This is a genomic window from Clostridioides sp. ES-S-0005-03 (assembly GCF_020658455.1).
In the GTDB taxonomy this organism is placed as follows: Bacteria; Bacillota; Clostridia; order Peptostreptococcales; family Peptostreptococcaceae; genus Clostridioides.
On record NZ_JACVWI010000001.1, the window covers coordinates 1,506,825 to 1,525,565 of the forward strand.

Sequence of the window (18,741 nt, forward strand, 5' to 3'; positions counted from 1 at the left end):
ACTCTAACTCCTCTCAAATTGTTGCTATATCTATATATTTTTAAATTTATCAAATATAATCTTCTTAAAATCTTCTTTATCAAAACACTGTTTAGCACTATTCATAAACTTTTCATCTTTTAAAATTTCAAGAACATTCTTAACAATATCTTTATCATTAGTCTTAAAAACTGGCATAAATACAAAATTCACATTGCCTACACCCCAGTCAATAGGGTTTTTTAATTTAATAAAAACAAATCTTGTACTATTTACTGTAGAAGAATCTCCATGAGGTACACCTGTAGCCCCTTTAGAATAGGTTGGAAGCATTTCTTCTCTATGTAGAACTGAATCCAAATAATCTTTTTCCACATATCCTTTATTGATAAGAATTGAACATACATATTCTAGTAAATCCTTTTTAAAATATATATCTGGCTCAAATATTACTAAATCCTCATCAAGCATTCTTCCATATCCTTTAATTTGACTATCATCTTGCTTTTTTGAAAGATAGATATCTAGGTTTTTAAAAACATCTTTATTATATGGAATAAAATTTATGCCTGGTATTTTGGGATTTATTGTACCAACAATGGCTAATATATTATTTTTTTCTCTTAATTTTTCAATTTTATAGGGAAGATTCTCATCCAAAGCACTCATTTGATAACATTTAGTATTGTTGTACTTTTCTTCTAATGTTTTGCTTATGTACTTAGCGGTTCCCTCTCCAGTAAGACATAGGGCTACAATTGCATTGGTTTTATCTATATGCTTTTCCAGTTCATAATTATATCCCATCCTATCTTTTACAAGAGAAAAAAACATTTCATCAAGTTCTTCATCTCCCATAGAAACTTTCCTAGCTGCTTCTAATGCCATTAAAAGATCTACTCTATCAATAGTTTTAGTATTTATGTTAGTTCTCTTATTTACTATTTGTCCTATATTTGTAAGTGACCCAATATCAACTAGAAATAATATTCCTTTCCCTTGGTCTATTATTTTTGACAACTCCACCGCCTTGTTATATATATTCATTGGTTTTTCATCTAAAGGCATGTCTATGGCCACAGGAAATTTTACTCCCAAAAGCTCTTTAACAACATTTACAGTTTCTGTAGCTATACGACCATGAGAGATTATTATCAATCCAACTTTATCTTTTTTTACTTCATTCTTTAAGGCTGATTTTATATAAAGTGTTATAAATCCAATCTCATCTTCTGGAATCTTAATTTCATTTGTATCTTCAATTTTTATTGCAAAGCGTTTTGCTATTTCATATTCTTTTGAAAAATCTATTTTTATTTTTTCTAAGTTTACATTTATTATCTTTTGATTTAGTTTAATCCTTTTTATTGCTTCTTCTAAATGTATTGCTAGATATTTAAATGCATTTTTATTTACTTCTAAATTAGTATTTTTTTCAATTATATTATTCATTAGCTCTTTTACCAGTTTTACTAGACTATCACTTACAAAGCTATTTAAATCACTCATTGAGAAGATTTCTTCATCGTTTTCTAGATTAAACTTTATGTCAGCAAATCTATTTAAAACAAAAGTCCATAAAATGTTTTCTATGTCAATATCTTCAATATCTAGAGACTTTAAATCATAATATTTCTTTTCAATTGTTTTATATATATCCTCTGGTAATATGTACTCATCATTCACAATATTTTCTTTTATTGAGGATTCCTCTACATTAAATGGTATAAATATAGCATTTTTTAAATACTTTCTTATTTCTGTGTATTCAACCTCTTGAAAAGCAGCATCTTTGAAAGAATCCTTAAGCTTTAAAACTTCATTTATATCTACTACTACTATTGATTCACAATCTTCATCTTTAGAATTTATAAACTTCATAAAAGCTCTTGCACAAAGAACCTGAATCATATTTTGTAATTGCCCTATATTTCCACTAAATTTTTTTAATGCAAGTATTTCAATCACATTTTTATCTACAAATATTTTTGCATTTATTCTGTTACACTCTTGTTGAAAGATATTGTATATAAGGTCTATTTTTTCTTTTAACAGTCTATCATGTAATGATGGTAATGTTATTAGCATTGGTATTCTTCTTCTAAATGTCAACAATAAATTAGTCTCTACGTTTTCAGTAGTTGCTCCAATCAGTATCATGCTTACCTTTCTTTCAGCATTAGTTTCACCTAATCTTCTAAATTTGCCTCTGTCTAAAATAGAAAATAGTATTTCTTGACCTTTTGGAGGTAATCTATGAATTTCATCTAAAAATAAAACTCCTCCATCAGCTTCTTCTACAAGACCTGGGGTATCATATTCAGCTCCTGTAAATGCACCTTTTTTATATCCAAATAATAAAGATAACAATAATTGTGGATTATCACTGTAATCAGCACAGTTAAATACAACAAAATTAGAATTTTCTTTTATTACCTTTTTTTTCTTTGCAAACTCATACATATGTTTAGAAAATAAACTCTTACCAACTCCACTTTCTCCTACAATTAAAGTTGGAAGACCTTTTGGAGGATACAATATAGCAGACTTTGCTTGTTCTACAGCATTTCTAAGACTTCCCTTATTTCCAATCAAAGTTTCAAACGGGTCGCTTGATTTTTCTTCAATTACCTCTACAATTTCCATTTCTAAACTTTCTTTAGGCAAAATTTCCTCTACAACTCTTCTTGATATATTGAATCCTTCTGTCATCAACTCTCTGGTAATTTCTGAAATAGAAATATCCTTGCTGTTTTGCAATATTGCTGAAATCGCTGACTTTAAATAAGGATATCTTCTTTGTCTCGAATTACTTATATTGAGTTCTTTCCTTAGATTAGTTATATTTTCTCTAGTTGTATTTAAAAACTTTGCTATTTGAACATCTGTTAGTGGGTCTTTTTTATTTTCTGTATTTATGATGTTTACAAGTTTATCTCTCAACTCCATGCTTGATAACTCCTTTCTTGATAAATATATAAGCAACTATCGTGCCATACTTATTTCAATACTTTTTTTCTTTGCAACGCTTGTAAATGACTACTTTTTCATAAGTATTCATACATTTTGATAAACATTTGCTTTTTGTACATTTAGTAATTTACTAAATGTATTAACTGTTTTTGATTGCTGATATTATAATTCATAATATAGATTATCATATAAATTAGTTATAAAATTAGGATTGAAAAGTTTATTTAATTAGATATAATATTATATATCTACTCAACAAAGAATTTATGAACCTTTATGCTTTTAACACTTTCTGTTTTTAAATTTTAATTCGATATAATAGTATTTTATTAAATTCTCATATACACAGTAATTTAATCATATCTCTAACTGAGGTATGACTTTATATGACATATTATACTATTTTATTTATAAAAATAATTTACAAGTATTAAAATTACACACAGAGAGGAAAATAATATGAAAACATTTAAATCTGAAGCTTTATTGAAATACTCTGCAAAAGATATATTTAATATATTTATAAAATCTGCAAGACTAAATTTCCCTAATTTTAACGAGAAGAGGGCGGTAGGTACATTTGTACAACAAAAAAATAATAAAAGATTTAAGGTTGAAATAACTAATTTTGAGAAGAATAGAATATATGAGATAAAAACAAGCAATAACAGAGAAAGTTTTATTACTAGATATGAACTTATACATATTGATTTAGAAAATACAAAACTTATTTTCACTGAAAGTGAAAGTGATAGAAATATATTTGGAAAAATTAATTCACTTATTGTAAGAATCTTATTTGGAAAAAGACAACCAGATGAATTTAATAATTTTATAAAAAAATTAGAACTAGAACTAGCAAATAAAAAGATTAATTCATAAATATAAATTAAATACTATTGTACTTAAAAACAATTAAATATATTTATTATAGAAATTAAATAGTTAAATAATTTATACTATAAGATAAATAAGGAGTACTTTTAATTATCTTTATTCTATGCGATTACCTAATAATAAAAGCTGTAGATTTTACCTACAGCTTTTTTAGATACTACTTATTTACATTGTTAAGACCTTTTGAATCTTATTGAAATACTTTATTCGCCTTAATACTCATAGTAGATTACATCTTTATACTCATCAAAAATCTTCTTATTTAACTCATCTCCACCGTCTATATTTGCACTATAAAAAATTGGTGGATTCTTTAACCCTCTATTAACTAACTCTTGAGTAACTTGAGCTATAATAGAATTCATAACAGTGGTTGCAATTACAGTAGACGTTGGACTAACTTTTTGATTTAGTCCATCTATGTCTACACAGGCATCTCCCTTTTGACCATGATTATCTATTACTAAATCACACACCTCATAAAGATTTTTTCTTGAAGAATGTCTTGAAGATACGCTCTTTGAATAACTTAAATTAGTTATACATATTACTGTTGCCATCTTTTTTTTAGCTTCTATAGCAAACTCTATACTTACTGGATTTCTACCAGATACTGAGTGAACTATAACTACATCTCCTTCTTTAATTGGAGTCTTATCAGCTAGAGCTGCACCATATCCTTCTAGCCTTTCCATCTTACTAGTGTGAGTTATCGGTGCTGTATCTAGCATTAGAGACTTTGCAAATACTGGATTTATAAGAACACATCCACCTGCCCTGTAGAATAATTCTTCTGTTAGTATTCCTGCATGTGAAGCCCCAAAGGAAAATATAGCACTTTTGTTTTCTATTGCCTCAACAAGGATTTGTACTGCTTTTTCCATATTGACTTTTTCTTCATTTTCTATTATGTCAATTAATCTTTTTATCTCATCTATGTATTTAAATTTCATACTTATAATACTCCTCCAAATAATGAACCTATAAACTTACTGATTATACCAAATAATGAAAGGTCGTTACCACCAAATATTAGTATCCAGTTTTTAATAGTTCCTGAGTAAATTACAGCAGATATTCCTACTAAAGCTACCATAAGTATTGCAGCTACAGCTGTACCTATTATAGCTCCACGTATACCACCTTGCGATTCTCCTATTACTGCTGCTGCTCCGCACTCAAAGAATGAAGTTATAACAAGTGGTATAATTAACATGTTAAATATATTGAAATAGTTACATATTAAAATCATAGCTGTAGATGTTAACATAGCAACTAAAAATCCTATTAATACAGCATTTGGCTTATAGTTAAATAGTATTGGACAGTCAAAAGCTGGTAGTGCGTTTGGTACAACTTTTTCTGATATGCCTTGGAATGCTGGCATTATTTGATTTATTAACATTCTTACCCCATGAAGCATGATTATAAGACCTGCCCCAAAAGAAAGACCTTGCTTTATTGCATATGTTCCAATAAACTCATTAGCATCCTTAAATGCCCCTGGTATTACTATTCCAACAACTATAAACATTAAAAATACTGCCATTCCACCACTTATAGATATTTCTCTAAAGAATGATAAACTTTGAGGTATGTTTATATCTTCTGTAGACTTTTCTTTATTTCCTACTAACTTAGCGACAAACCCTGATACAAGTGCTAAACAACCTGCTGGATGCCCTAGTGTAAAAGATTCATCTCCAATAACGTCAAATACATACTTTCTTAATAACCATGGCATTATTGACCAGTAAAGTGCTGATAGTACTGCTGCAAAAGCTATTAATACTCCACCACCTAATCCAGCTTCAACTCCTGATGCTACAAATATAAACGGAAACCAGTAAAGCATGTGACCTGTTAAGAAGATTGTCTTAATAGGTGTAAATCTTGCTATCATTAAATGAAGAGCTAGACCTACAAACATAGCTAAACCTATAACTCCTCCATAACTTGCAGTAAAAGTAACATCACTTAAACCTTCTGTTACCGCACCACCACTTATACTTTGGAAAGCTCCATTAATTGGTGCTATCGAACTGACTAACATACCTGTTCCAGTTTCCATAATTATGATTCCAAAAGCTGCAAGTAATGCACCCTTTATAACATCTGATGCTTTCTTTTTCTGTAATATAAGACCAAATGCTGCTATTAATCCAATTAGCATAGACGGATTACGTAAAATATTATTTGAAATAAAATCAAGCATTATATTTTTTTAGTGATAGGTTAACTATTTAAGTTTTCTACCACTAAAATCCCCCTCTCTTGCTTACTATTTTTAATTTCAGTAAGCTTTTATTTTATGTCGATTAACTTAAATTTACTTTTAAATTTACTTTTTTAAATTTATACTATTTCTTATCATTTAAAAAGGTTTGAACAACTTCTGTAACTTCTGCTAAGTCCATATACTTCTTAACTGGATATACTGGTACATTACAAGTTCCTTTTAATTCATTTAATAATTCTTGGCTTGTAAATATACAGTCACAATCAGCTCCTCTAGCTGAGTTTATATCTGTATTTTCTACTTCACCTTCTATACTTAACTGCTTTAAAACCTTTTGTATCGTCATTTTTAATACCATTGATGAACCTACACCAAATCCACATACTGCTAATATTTTCATTTTAAATTCCTCCTAATTTTGTTTATTTATAAGTTCTAGTATTGAGGTTTTGTCTCCATTAATTATTAAATTTATATTTTCTTCTTCATACATCATTTCTGAAAGTGATGCTAATGCTCTGATGTGAGTAGTGTTATCTATAGCAGCTAGTACCATAAATATATTCACTGGCTTTCCTAATAAATCAACCTCATCTTTTACTATAAGTAAAGACATGGCAAGTTTGTTTACCCCTTCTTTAGAACTTGCATGTGGTAGAGCAAATCTATCAGCTAAAACAATATAAGGTCCATACTTTTCAACTGACTTTATCATATTTTCTATATACAAGTCTTCTATAGAGTTGTCTTCTAACAATGGTTTTGAGGCTATTTTTATTGCTTCTTTCCAATCTTTAACATTTTTTATTATATTGACCCTATCTTCATTAATTAATTCCTTTAACATTGGTTGATACATCTCTCCTTCATCTATCTTATGTATTATGTTTAATAAGTCAGCTTTTAGTGATTCTTCGTTATTAATAACTCCATTTTTTCTTATCGCCTGTATTATCAGTTCAAGATTGAAATACTTCTCATTTTCTTTTACACTTATGAGTTTGTTCATCAGTAATTGAATGTCTGATGTTGTTAAAAGAGGATTCACAACTATTACATTACTTACATTTTGTATGTCTATGGTTGTAATTATGTAATCATAGTATATATTTACTTCTTTTAGTTGCTTAATAGATACTATACCTACTATTTCTATAGTTGGTATGTATTTGTATAGCTGTATTTCCAAACTCTTTGATACCATAAGACCATTAGGACAAACTAGTAAAACTTTATTCTTTCTTAGACCATTATCTCTAGAACCTCTTAAGTATCCTCCAAAATATGCTGCTATAAATCCTATTTCTTCTTCTCTTATACCTTCAAATACAGGAAACTCTTCTTCATTTTCTATAATTGACTTTATAATCTTATAAAGTGACTTATGTTTATACTTCGTTTCGTCTAGCATAGGGTTGCTAATAGGAAACTTAAATCTTATTCTGTTGTAAGAAGAATGCAAGTGCCTTAAAATATTTTTTTTAAACTCATGTTTACTTTCTAATTTTATTGCTGTATTTACTTCAAACTTGTCTATAAGTTTATCTACATATTCTTCAACAACATCTTCCTTAACTTCACTATTTAAACTAGGAAGTGAACTTACATAAGCACATACATAGGCTTGTTCATTTTCATTAGCTTCTTCACACAAAAGTTCTTTACAATTATTAAAGTAACTAATTTTTTTAGCTTCATTTAGATATTTATAAGAATACAAGGTTTTCCCATCTCTTATTCTTTTATTTAGAAACTTTGTAAACTTAGTTAAATTTAATAAAGAGTAATCTGTAAGGTTTATGCATCCCTTTGTATCAAAGTCAGTTACTTCCTTACTTATAGAATTAATTTCTAATACATTTTCTTGTGTAAGTAGCAAGAAAAGTTCTCTAATAACATATTCATCACCTATTACTTTGTACTTTCCCTTGTACTCTAATTTTAGTCCCATTGTTTGAAGGTGCTTTTTTATATCAGTTATTGTTTGTACTACTGTGTTTTTTGAAAGTAACATTTCATTTGTTAGTTTTTCTATTGATATTTTTTCATCATGTAATATCTTGTTTAATATAAAAGTTTTTCTATATTCACTATCTAGAAATTTATCTTCTTCAGCTGAAATTATTTTTCTTACATTACCTAAGTTACCTTCAAATATAAATTTGTGCTTTATATTTTTTATATTACCTCTTTTTCCTAGTTCTTCATTTATAGATAGGATATCGTAATAAACAGTTCTTTTTGATACATTAAACTTTTCTTGTAGCTCTTGTGATGTTACATTGTTATTTTTAATAATAAAATCTAATATTTTTTTAGCCCTTTCCTTCATACTGCCTCCTTAATTTTATTATCTATATTTTACATACATAGTGCCATACCAAATAATTGCACATGATTTTACCTTATTCTATAATTTTGCACAGTTTAACCCTAATCTAAAAGATAAATGATACTAAAAAGTATTTTTTAAAAAATATGGGAATGGCATAGATTATTTTTTCAAAAAACAATCTATACTGAGTAAAAAATCCCTAAGTTGTGTCTACTTAAATAAATAGTACTGTAATGATTTAATACAATCAAATACAATTATTACCATACAGATTGAAATAAGTATCTTTGCTAAAATCAGAAAAACACAGAATTTAGTATGAAGGTATGATACGATATATTTAACAAATAAATTGAAAGATAACAAATCAACCATCAAATAAAATAATGTCTATTATATTTATTATCAAGAAATTTTTGAAAGTAAGGAGAATTCGTATGGAACTGTTTAGCAAAAATAAAAAAGAAACAAAAGTCGAAAAATCAGAAGTAAAGCAGTATATTACTGGAGCAGGTGGCTGTATTGTCAGCAAATCGATTCTCAATGGAACATCAAAACTGAGGTGGCTTTTTAGAGAGCATAGTGAGTTTGGAAATGGATGGATTGCTTTTGGTGATACAGATACACAAGAGTATGTAGACAATCCCAAGAATATGGCAATTGTAGATTTTAATACACTTATTAACGTTGAACCAACTACTTTGAATATTTTTTATATGCCCATAGGAACTGATTTAGAATTTCACTCTAATAAAAGTGGAAAATATTTTATTGATACAAATACAGGAAAAGAAATTAGAGAACAAGTTAAACATCCTGCTCAAATAGCATTTGAAAAAAACCTAAAATTTCTAAATCAGGAAAACTATTCAATAGAATTCTTTCAAAGCTTGTTTCAAAGAAGTGAGAAACTTGAACCATTCATTATAGGAGAAACAGATTTCCCAAGTGGAGAAGTTGTCCTTGCAGACCCTCTTGCGTATTTAGGTAGTGAATATATGACTTATTTAGAAAGAAAAATACCTGTTGGAAGTTATTCGGTAGAAATTTCTATCTGCCATTCTAAAATTGCAGGACTTAGAATTGCAGCATCAAGATTGATTATCAATGACAAAAAACCTATCAAGTATGAAATTGCAATGCCAAAGGGAAAGAAATGCGAAGATTTTGGAAAGTCAGGAGCATGGACTTTCTTTGGTGTGGATACAGGATTAGCCTGTTTTTCAGACGCAAAAGTTGCAAAGGAGTATAGTAATTTTATAACAAAATGGCAAAATGAAAATCCAAGTAAAAACAAATATAATGATTATTTTGCAACACTTTTTCAAAAAAGTCATGAAATGCATCCAAATTTACAGAATAAAAATGGCAATTTCTTACTTTTAAAATTACCACAAACATCCTACAGATTAATTATGTTCACAAGCGGTATAGGTGATGGTATTTACAGCGGATATTGGGGGCTTGATGCAGATGGAGAGGTCGCAGAACTTGTAATCCCATTTATGAATCCAACATATTTTTAAGATATTAGGTTGATTATCAGTTTAAATTTATCATTAATATTAGTATTATACACAATATATGTTTGCCTCTATAAGAAAATCTTTTGAAAAATACAATTTTCTTATAGAGTTTTTTTATAATTACTTTTTAATTACTCTTTTTTCATTAGAAAGATATCATCTTTAGACATATTTTTGAATATAAATACTACAAACATTATTTCTTTTTATTTTTTGTTCTTGAAGCATGCTTAATAATCCATTGACATTCTTTTGTTATATTTTCTGTTTGCCAACTAGAAATAATTAATTCAAATTTGTCTTGCTCTTCTTTGTATAAATCATTTAGATTATTTGCTACACTCTTTTGAATTGTTTTATCTGTATCATTTTTTAGATTAGACAATAATTCAAAATAAGTATCAAAGTATTCTAAGGCAACATACATTTTTTTTGCCCATGGCAACCGTATTCTGAGACATTCACTGGATAATCGACGAACTCTTTTATTACTATCTTTACTCCATTTTAAAAGCAATTCCATAGACTGTTCTGGAAAATTATTTATTATAGTACGCATACAATATTCACTAGTAAATCTTTTTGTCAACTCCTTACTGAAAGTTGTACTTACTTCAAAATTTTCTCCACCAAACTTCTCTACATACTTTCCAATGGGCCATAGCCAATAACCCTCTGTAAACATGCCTAAACTGCCTTCTAACTCTGGACCTAATATTTTCTCAAAAACATTAATAGTATCTGAATAGTTTAAATTGATAGACTTTTTTAAAGCATTTGCTAATAACTCTTGCCTTTCATTGAATTCTAACAATTCAATAGTTGGTTTTGTTAGTGAAAAAAACTCATTAATAATAAATTCTGGATATACTGATTTTATTTTTTCAGCTAAGAAGTTTACATATTCAATGTCATAGTAGTCTTTCACTTTCTTAGCCATCTTTTCTAAACCCTGTCAATAAATGAGAAATCGCTTTATAAACTTGATTTTTATCTAAAATATTGCTTTCTGCAAGAAAAATAGATAAATCATTTAATGCACCAGAAATCATATGTGAAATCATATGAATATCAAACTCTATTAATTTCCCATTTTTTTGTGCAACTAAGAGTTGTTCTTCCAAAAGTAAAACAGAATTCTCATTATCCATTTTTTTCCACTCTGTCCATTCTATAATATTGGGTGCTTCGATTAATAATATTCTTTTGTTAGATTCTAAAGTAGCTGATTGTACAAATCCAACACAACCTAAAATTAACTGTTCCCATATATCTTCGGATTTCATAGCTTCTTTTTCTACATTTAATCCAACTTCATACTGAACAAGATTTAAAACTGCTTTAAATAGATTTTTTTTATTTTTAAAATGGTGATATACTGCACCTCTAGTCATATTAGCTTCTTCTGCGATAGCTTCTAATGATGTCTTCTCATATCCATAAGTAGAAAAATGATTACGTGCAATAGCAATCAAATTTTTTGTAGTATTTATAGATGCTAATTCTTTTTTATTTTTGTTCATTTTCTTTACCTGATTTCTTATAATTTTTAAGATACTCATTTGATGGCGGAATTATTTGAATAATATCAACCAAAATTTTACTTGGAGTTTCAATAATAAAATGTCTTTGTCCAAATTCTTCATTTTTTATATCTAATAAAAGTGATGATTTTTTTCTACTAATTACTTCTGAATATACAGTGTTTACGTCATTAACTTCAATATTAAGAATAAGGCCTTCACACTGTTTTCTATAAAGTTTAGGTATTGAATCATGTGAACTATCAATCAATGCCAACTCAAATTCATCATTGTCTTTTAAGCTAATATACCAATCATTATTAAAGGTTTCCTTGAAATCAAATAATTCTATAAAAAAATCTGCTTCTTTTCTTATATCATTGCACATTAGTACAGGATAAAAACTATTTTTCATAAAAATAATCTCCTTTATATTTGGTATCATCAATATAACATACGTACAGTATGTATGTCAAATATTTTTGAATAAAGGAGATTGAGAATTTATTTTAAAAGAAATATCTAAATTATCTTATAATCTTCCAGTTACTATCGTTTTTGAACAACAAGAGTGGGGCGAAACAATACATTTCAACTGATTTAATTTTTATTTCAAAATCTATTTTAGATTTTCATGACATAAAAATATACTCCCTTCATAGCATCAGTTGTTATTATTTCAACTGTATACTTATAAAGGGAGCATATCAAAATTTCCAGTAATATTGAATAAGAAAAATATATTTACACAAATCTATCTATATTCTCATAAAATTAATTAAAAGTATTCCTTTCTTTAAAAGTACCTATATAATTGTTTTGTAAGAAACCTTTCAATATCTTAATTTTTCTGTAAAAATTATATTATATCTTGAAATTTTATTTTAATCTATCTTTATTTCTTCTTCATATTTTTGAAATTCTAAATTTGCTTTAAACAAATCTCCATCTATCTCTATATAGAATTTTCCACCTTGTAAGTTTACTAAATCTCTTGCAATAGCAAGTCCTAACCCACTACCTTCAGTATTTCTTGATTCGTCAGCTCTTTTAAATCTTTCCATAATTTCACTTGGGTCAAAATTTAACTCATATGAAGATATGTTTTTCATAACCACCTTTACATTTTCACCATTTTCATAAACATCTATATAAACTCTAGTACTTTCTAAAGAATATTTAGCTATATTTGATAATAGATTTTCAAAAACTCTATACATTCTTCTTCCATCTGCCCATATATACACTTTTTCATTTGGAACATTTAGTCTTATACTTAAATTATTTGTAGATAACTTTTCTTCTAGTTCACCTATACTTTGCCTTAAGAGTTGCACCAAATCAATTTTACTAATTTGTAACTCTATATTTCCACTACTTACTCTACTTGCTTCAAATAAATCCTCTATCAATAATTTTAACCTCTTTGACTTTGATTCTAGTACATTTATATAATCGTTTATATATTCTGGTTGTATAGAATCTTCTTTTTTAATTAAATCTACATAATTTATTATAGAAGTAAGTGGAGTTTTTAAATCATGAGATACATTAGTTATAAGGTCAGATTTCATCCTTTCACTTTTTACCTGTTCTTCTATTGCTTTATCCAGACCTTCTCCAATATTATTTATATTTTCTGCTAAAGATGTAAAATTATCATTTCCACTAATTTTTATCTTATAGTCTAATTCACCATCTTTTATTTTTTCGGTACCTTCTATAACATAACTCAAATAAGAAAGCCTTTTGGTTATATAAAGTGCAAAACCCAAAAATATACATATAGAAAATAACAATCCTAGGCTCACACTTTGAACACTAATTACAATTGTTAAAACCAAAGATATTATTACTATACCAATAACTTTTCTTGCTAAAGATACTTTTTTTATAGCGTTAATGACCTCCCTTACAGTTTTTATTAACCATAAAATCACCCTTACTATAATACTTGACTTAAATATACATATTTTATTTTCTAAATGACTTAACTGAACAGTTATAAAAAATATATTATTTGAAATTAGTAATGATGCTATAGAAATTAGTAATATAATATAAATATCATAGGATGTATCAATAACATACAGAAATAGAAGTATTATTGAGGTAACTATTATTACTGCATTAAATTCCATAGGTATTTTATTGTATATTAATAAAAATACATTGTCTTTCTTTAATGCCTTGTATTTAATTCGTTTACATAATATAATGGACAATAAACATATAATAGCTAAAATTAAACTAGCTACAAAAAATAATTGCACTTTTTCTGTAGCTTGCTTAAACGTTTCAAAGTTATTGTATACAATTCCATCTTCAATACTTAACTCTTTAGGAAAAGATACATAGGCTTCAAAAGCTTTATCCATACCATTTAGTTTTAAATCGATATTATTTAATTCAGATTTTTTTCCATTTAGTTTTTTAGTATAGGAACTTTTTTCTACTCCTTCTATTATTTCTACATCACAATAACCCTTTATGTTTTGCTTAAATTCATCTAAATCATTATATATTGTGTTCGTATAATACTCTCCTGTATATGTATTTCTAATATACATTTTTACATTTTTTAAAGAGTCTAAGTATTCTATAGATGATAGTTTATCATTTACAAAGTTATCATAATCATTATTTAAAGCAACATTTTTTCCGTTTCCTTCTGATTTTGAATCCTCATAATTTAATTTAAGTTTTTCTTCTTTGGTGTATCCACTACTTACAGATAGTTTCAAATTATATAATAAATCTTGAATTGTACTTTCATCAAATATATTGCTGTCATAAAAATCATCAGATATTCGAAAAATTCCACTATTTGTAGAAGTTTTTTGTATATTGTGTTTAGGTTCAGCAAGTCCTATTGATGCAAATAGTATAGCTAATGGAAACGAAATAGATACTATTATTAATGCTACTAACTTTAATGCTCTATATTTTTCCAAGTTGTTCACCTCATCTACATCGTCAATATCTTATATAAAATAAAATTCAATACAAGCATAATTCCCATAGAGTACACTAAGCTACTTGAGAAGAAGTTAAAACATATAAGAATTCCTAATATTTGTGTAAAAGTAAAAACGACTAAAATCAAAATGCAATTAAATATTAAACTCTTTTCTTTCATAAGTTTTCCGCTAAAATTTTTCAATCTTATAACCAACTCCCCACACCACCTTTAAAAATCTTGGTTCTTTTGGATTTATTTCAATCTTTTCTCTTATTCGTCTAATGTGTACTGCTACTGTATTTTCTGAATTAAAACTTTCTTCATTCCATACTTTTTCGTATATCTCATCTATCGAGAAGACTCGTCCTTTATTTTCTAAAAGAAGTTCAATTATTTTATATTCAATTGGTGTCATTTTTATATTTTCGCCATCAATCTTAACTTCTTTTGTCAATGTATTTAGCTCTAGAGCCCCACTTTTTAAAATTTCTTTACATGTATCTTCATAGTTACCTAAGGTTACATATCGCCTTAAGTTTGATTTTACTCTAGCTACAAGTTCTAATAGATTAAATGGTTTTGTTATATAATCGTCAGCTCCAATGTTTAATCCCATTATTTTATCTGTATCTTCACTTTTTGCTGAGATTAAAATTATTGGTATATTTCTTTCTTCACGTATTTTTACAGTTGCTTTGATTCCATCTAATTTAGGCATCATTATGTCCATTAAGATTAGATGGATATCATTTTTTGTTATTACTTCTAATGCTTTCATTCCATCATATGCTTTATGTATTTTAAATCCTTCTGATTTAAGATATATCTCTATTGAATCAACAATCTCTTTATCATCATCTACTACTAATATATTGTACATATTTTCACTTCCTCTATTGTATAATAATCCTTATATTTATTATACAATATCTTTCACTCCCTTTCTCAATAATGACTAAATTGTTATATTGTATTATCTTACATTTTTATAATTTTTCTTTATATCTATATAATAGAATATAAATCTTAAGAAAATATTATCCTAAATCTTAAATATTTCTTAAGATTTAAGATAAATTGAGGTTTATTTGAATTAATTAATTTGAATTATGTTGTTTTCAGATTACTTTCATTTAAGTATTTTGATTGGATTCAGCTGAATTAATGTATATAAATTCTTATTGAGTAGTTTTTATTTTCTAGGAGGAAGAATGGTGGAAGAATCATATTTTACTAATTTTCTTCCACCATTCTTCCTCCCAAATATACTTAGAAGCATTTATTTCACTGCAATAATAGCTACTTATTTAAATTCAATTCTTATACATCCTATCTACTATATACTATACATATCCTATTAAAATTTATATAAACAGAAGATAAACTTATTTCATTTTTTTAACATGTTCAGAATAATAAACAAAATGAAGGTAGAAAAAGTTATAATTTCATACCTTCATTTTGTTTATTATGTATCTATTTGTCATTTTTTTATTTCAAATTCTTAAAATATTCTTCGAGTTCAATTAATTTATCTTCCTCCACTATCACTAAAGTTTTTCAAATAAGAGAATTTAGCTGAATATATCCATCTAATTTTTACCATATAACCTATATGAATTGCATATACCTTAGTTGTATTTTTTATATAATCTAATTATTTCAATATAATTACTAAATATGTTACTAATAAATTTATTTATTTTATTGGCATTTATTATATTGTTTATTAGAATGAATTTAATAAAATTTTTAAATAAAAGGATATTGATAAAATGAGAGTAGCTGAGTATTTGTCACATAAACCTATAGTAGCAGTAGATAATCATGATAGAATTGATGGAAAGTATGCAAACAATTCTGATGCAAAAGCTTTGTCTTTAGAAAAACCCCAAAACAAATTGAGCATTTCCAATACTTACACATATACAACTCTCTTAAATTTGCAGTGAGTGGCTAATAGTGCAATTGATAACACTTATCAAAGTCTCTCAACACCTTATATTCCAACTGTTAAACTATACTTTAGTAGAAAAATCGCACACTACAAAACTTCTATATTTTTATTATATCATAATAATATTATTTTTGAATATGTGTACCAATTTGTGGTATAATAAAAGCAAGAAGAACTACAATCTATTTAGACGTAGAGTGAAGTTCAAATACTAAATGTTTATTCTTTTTGAACTTGATTTTTAGTTCAAAACTAAAGTCACTCCTGCCAGAGTGGCTTTTTACTTTTTTAAATAACTTACTAATTAAGTAAACTATTAAACTGGCAACTAAACTGGCTAGTATGCCCTGTAAAAAATTATCCATACATATTCACCTCCCTTCTATACCTTGGGAGGATAATCTTTTGTATGAACTCCACTCTATAAATTGTAGATTACATCTTCTTGCTAAAAAGATTATAACATATAACTTTTACATATTTTACCTATTATATATTTAACTAAGCAAATTTGAACAAAGCAAAAGCGCCTACCATTTAAGTAGGTGCTTCTTTATTCTTATATATCTTTACTCTAATCTCTATTAGTATTAATTACACCAAAAATATAATCACTAAGAATATTTTTTACTCTTTTAATCTTTTCTAACACTTTTATCAAACAGTATTCCTATTCCTCCTAGTAAAGCCAATATAGAACCAAAATTTCTATATTGTGAAATAGGTTGTTCTAAATATACATTGTATTGGTTGGTATCCATTGTTCCACCATTTTGTCACATAATACAATCTATATTAAATTGCCCTAAGGCTATACAGCAAAATAACACTATTATTCCAATTACAAAAGCAAATATACATATTGTAAGTTTAATATCATTATTTTCTATAAATATACCTCTCATAATTTAGATTTCTTTGTTATTTTTTAATTAATGATATATTATCTACATTTTTTATCTTTAAAATATGTTCAGAATAATAAATAAAATAAAAGTACAAAAACTTATACTTTCATACCTTCATTGTTTTTATTATTTAATTATCTATCATTTTCATTTTTTAAATTATTGATTTATATATATATAAATTCTATCTCAATAAAGTTTTCTAAACAAGAGAATTTATATAAATATTTTTGCAATTTATTCCAAGTCATTCTTCAAAATTCCTATAATACTCTTCTAAATAATATAGTTTTTCTTTACTTATGGACTTATGTGTAGTCGTAAGAGAACGTATAATTTTTCTGTTTTTAGTAGATTTTAATACTTTTTTCTTGAAAGTATCATACTCTTCACTAGTTATTATTATTTTATAATGCGATTGAAATCTTATAATATCTCTAGCTAAAAAATCCTTACAAATTAATCCTTTTAATATTATTTTTATTGTACTCTTATGCCATCCATATATCTGCTTTATGTCTCTTATTATTTCTTTTTTAGATATCAAAGAATCTTTTTCCCATAGATAGCACATTACCACAAATTCTGCTCTTACTAACTGTTCTATTAATATTTCTTCTTCCACATTTTGTCACTCCCTCAAATTCTGTCTAGTTCAAATTAATAATAGAAGCTTCTAATCATAATTGATACAGGTAATTTTTACCATAAAATCTATATATTTAGTATGTTTTTTTTAAGTAAAATGACGTTCATATTTATAAATTTATCCAATTTTCAAACAATCATGTTGAATAATAACTAATTCTGTTGTATTATTGTAGTTGTAGAATAAAACTAAATGGGCAAAACTAGAGAAATTTAGTGACGCAAAGCTATAGGGACTAAGACTTGTAAAGTATATTATAAGTTATGTCAGCCAGTTGCCAAAAAGATATTTTTCTTTTTGTTTTTATGAAAGTTTTTTAGGGGGATAATAATATATGTTTAGAGATAAAATGGATAGATGTACACATATGTTAACTGCTTATATTGGTAGTTCATATGATTATTGTGATTTTATAGATACACAGTTAGATGATTTTATACTAGAATATGGAGAAAATATAGTAGAATCTTGTTTGCATCAAGTGATGGTATTGGTAAGTAAGTATAATTAAATAGACCTTATTTTCTAGAAAACCCTTTTTAGTTTTATCTACTTTTAAATACTATTCTGTTAAAAAATTAATTAAAATATATTTCTAGCATTCACAGTTTTATTTTTTATTAAAACATGATATAATTTTGAGATTTTATTTAAGTACGAAATCAAAGAACACATGGACTGCTGTTTGCCTTCATTTCGTACATAACTTTGTTTCTATTCAAATCTGAAATAAGTTAGACTTTTAATATATTTATATTTGTATTTACCCTAATTTCTTTATTTTTAGAATCTA

The 18,741-nt window shown here is 26.6% G+C and carries 17 protein-coding genes and 1 riboswitch; of the genes, 4 read left to right on the top strand and 13 right to left on the bottom strand.

The features are described from left to right. Positions 1 to 30: 30 nt before the first annotated feature. Positions 31 to 2,928: a sigma 54-interacting transcriptional regulator gene (locus IC218_RS06980; protein WP_227482773.1), complete on the bottom strand. Its 2,898-nt coding sequence runs from the start codon at positions 2,926 to 2,928 to the stop codon at positions 31 to 33. A 483-nt stretch (positions 2,929 to 3,411) separates the two neighbouring features. Between IC218_RS06980 and IC218_RS06985 the strand changes: the two genes are divergently transcribed. Continuing rightward, positions 3,412 to 3,834: a DUF3284 domain-containing protein gene (locus IC218_RS06985; protein ID WP_227432739.1), complete on the top strand. Its 423-nt coding sequence runs from the start codon at positions 3,412 to 3,414 to the stop codon at positions 3,832 to 3,834. Between the two features lie 227 nt (positions 3,835 to 4,061). Here the strand turns inward: IC218_RS06985 and IC218_RS06990 are convergent, their stop codons facing one another. The 4 genes from IC218_RS06990 to IC218_RS07005 form a co-directional block, all read right to left on the bottom strand. Continuing rightward, positions 4,062 to 4,802, bottom strand: a complete 741-nt coding sequence (locus IC218_RS06990) for an SIS domain-containing protein (RefSeq protein WP_227482775.1) — start codon at positions 4,800 to 4,802, stop codon at positions 4,062 to 4,064. A 2-nt stretch (positions 4,803 to 4,804) separates the two neighbouring features. Next, positions 4,805 to 6,064, bottom strand: a complete 1,260-nt coding sequence (locus IC218_RS06995; RefSeq protein ID WP_227432737.1) for a PTS ascorbate transporter subunit IIC — start codon at positions 6,062 to 6,064, stop codon at positions 4,805 to 4,807. Positions 6,065 to 6,209: 145 nt separating this feature from the next. Next, positions 6,210 to 6,488 carry a PTS sugar transporter subunit IIB gene (locus tag IC218_RS07000; RefSeq protein WP_227432736.1) on the bottom strand — a complete coding sequence of 93 codons (279 nt, stop codon included), beginning with the start codon at positions 6,486 to 6,488 and terminating at the stop codon, positions 6,210 to 6,212. A gap of 12 nt (positions 6,489 to 6,500) precedes the next feature. Then, positions 6,501 to 8,420, bottom strand: a complete 1,920-nt coding sequence (locus tag IC218_RS07005) for a BglG family transcription antiterminator (protein ID WP_227432735.1) — start codon at positions 8,418 to 8,420, stop codon at positions 6,501 to 6,503. A gap of 440 nt (positions 8,421 to 8,860) precedes the next feature. Between IC218_RS07005 and IC218_RS07010 the strand changes: the two genes are divergently transcribed. Beyond that, positions 8,861 to 9,949 carry a DUF2185 domain-containing protein gene (locus tag IC218_RS07010; RefSeq protein WP_227824121.1) on the top strand — a complete coding sequence of 363 codons (1,089 nt, stop codon included), beginning with the start codon at positions 8,861 to 8,863 and terminating at the stop codon, positions 9,947 to 9,949. 196 nt (positions 9,950 to 10,145) lie between these two features. Here IC218_RS07010 and IC218_RS07015 read toward each other — a convergent pair whose 3' ends face one another. The 5 genes from IC218_RS07015 to IC218_RS07035 all read right to left on the bottom strand — a co-directional run bounded on the left by IC218_RS07015 (position 10,146) and on the right by IC218_RS07035 (position 15,314). Next, a complete protein-coding gene (locus IC218_RS07015; RefSeq protein WP_227824122.1) occupies positions 10,146 to 10,889 on the bottom strand; it encodes a DNA alkylation repair protein in 744 nt (247 codons plus the stop codon). Beyond that, the gene (locus IC218_RS07020) at positions 10,882 to 11,472 is read right to left on the bottom strand and encodes a TetR/AcrR family transcriptional regulator (RefSeq protein ID WP_227432732.1); all 591 of its coding nucleotides are present in this window, start codon (positions 11,470 to 11,472) and stop codon (positions 10,882 to 10,884) included. Before IC218_RS07020 ends, IC218_RS07015 begins: the two co-directional genes overlap by 8 nt. Next, positions 11,459 to 11,887, bottom strand: a complete 429-nt coding sequence (locus IC218_RS07025) for a hypothetical protein (protein ID WP_227432731.1) — start codon at positions 11,885 to 11,887, stop codon at positions 11,459 to 11,461. The genes IC218_RS07020 and IC218_RS07025 overlap by 14 nt, the downstream gene beginning before the upstream one ends. A gap of 469 nt (positions 11,888 to 12,356) precedes the next feature. Next, positions 12,357 to 14,426 (bottom strand): sensor histidine kinase, encoded by a 2,070-nt coding sequence (locus tag IC218_RS07030; RefSeq protein WP_255613177.1) that lies wholly within the window; start codon positions 14,424 to 14,426, stop codon positions 12,357 to 12,359. 195 nt (positions 14,427 to 14,621) lie between these two features. Then, the gene (locus IC218_RS07035; RefSeq protein ID WP_227432729.1) at positions 14,622 to 15,314 is read right to left on the bottom strand and encodes a response regulator transcription factor; all 693 of its coding nucleotides are present in this window, start codon (positions 15,312 to 15,314) and stop codon (positions 14,622 to 14,624) included. An 895-nt stretch (positions 15,315 to 16,209) separates the two neighbouring features. Between IC218_RS07035 and IC218_RS07040 the strand changes: the two genes are divergently transcribed. Then, positions 16,210 to 16,386: a DUF6530 family protein gene (locus tag IC218_RS07040; RefSeq protein WP_227432728.1), complete on the top strand. Its 177-nt coding sequence runs from the start codon at positions 16,210 to 16,212 to the stop codon at positions 16,384 to 16,386. 187 nt (positions 16,387 to 16,573) lie between these two features. Here the strand turns inward: IC218_RS07040 and IC218_RS07045 are convergent, their stop codons facing one another. The 3 genes from IC218_RS07045 to IC218_RS07050 form a co-directional block, all read right to left on the bottom strand. Beyond that, positions 16,574 to 16,756, bottom strand: coding sequence for a type I toxin-antitoxin system toxin (locus IC218_RS07045; RefSeq protein WP_227824124.1), 183 nt, complete (start codon positions 16,754 to 16,756; stop codon positions 16,574 to 16,576). Positions 16,757 to 17,026: 270 nt separating this feature from the next. Next, complete coding sequence (locus IC218_RS21850; RefSeq protein WP_255616327.1) at positions 17,027 to 17,152, bottom strand: hypothetical protein; 126 nt, start codon at positions 17,150 to 17,152, stop codon at positions 17,027 to 17,029. A gap of 394 nt (positions 17,153 to 17,546) precedes the next feature. Next, a complete protein-coding gene (locus IC218_RS07050) occupies positions 17,547 to 17,924 on the bottom strand; it encodes a BlaI/MecI/CopY family transcriptional regulator (RefSeq protein ID WP_227432727.1) in 378 nt (125 codons plus the stop codon). Positions 17,925 to 18,133: 209 nt separating this feature from the next. Further along, positions 18,134 to 18,230: riboswitch (cyclic di-GMP riboswitch) on the top strand. Positions 18,231 to 18,282: 52 nt separating this feature from the next. Between IC218_RS07050 and IC218_RS07055 the strand changes: the two genes are divergently transcribed. Beyond that, positions 18,283 to 18,459, top strand: coding sequence for a hypothetical protein (locus IC218_RS07055; protein WP_227824125.1), 177 nt, complete (start codon positions 18,283 to 18,285; stop codon positions 18,457 to 18,459). The last annotated feature ends 282 nt before the right edge of the window (positions 18,460 to 18,741 follow it).